Here is a 699-nt window from a genome sequence, read left to right on the forward strand (position 1 = left end):
GTCGGGGCCTGGGTCGGCGGGCAGGAAGTCGTACGGCTCGAACGGGGAGTCGTCGTGGTCGTCGTGGTCGTCGTGGTCTTGGCGGCCGTAGCGGGTGTCGTGATCGAGGGGCGCGAAGGGGGCGTAGGAGGCGTCCGGAGCGGGGGGTGAGGTCCTCGGCTTCGCAGACCCGGTGTTTCCCGTCCCACTGGCGGGCCCGTCGGCCCCGCCGCGGCCCGCGCCCCCGGCGACTCCGGCGATCCCGGCGATTCCGGTGCGCGTGAACCAACCCCGGGCAGGGCGCGAGTCCTTCCGTCGGCGCATGCCCTGGTGGGTGCCGTCGGCCGGTTCTTCCCGCTGTCTGCCGATACCCGGGCCGTCCGTCCGGGGCGTCCGGCAGCGCCAGGCCCGTAGGGTCATCGCCGTCGGGACGGCCACCAGCAACAGCCACGCCAGTGTGGCCGTACCCACCTGCCACCACACCGGCCCGAACCGGGCCAGGACGGTGCCCCCGAGCGGCCCGCCCGCCAGCGCGGCGAGCCCCGCGAGGACGGCCGCGCACAGCACGGCCGCGAGGGCGGCGGCACGGGCGGTGCGCCCCGGCGACCCGACGGCACCGCCCCCGCCGCCCGGCCGCGTCCCACCGCGCTCCCCGGAATCCGCCTCCCGCGCCGCGACCCAGCCGACGACCACCCCGGCGACCACCGGCACGGCCCCGGC

At 78.1% G+C, this 699-nt stretch carries 1 protein-coding gene; it reads right to left on the bottom strand.

Annotated elements, in window-relative coordinates:
- On the bottom strand, window positions 1-699 hold a 699-nt coding region (locus tag CCL05_RS43405), incomplete at both ends, for a cell division protein PerM (RefSeq protein WP_244204634.1).

Origin of the sequence: Streptomyces africanus (assembly GCF_002150735.1) — a bacterium.
GTDB classification, from domain to species: Bacteria; Actinomycetota; Actinomycetes; order Streptomycetales; family Streptomycetaceae; genus Streptomyces; species Streptomyces africanus.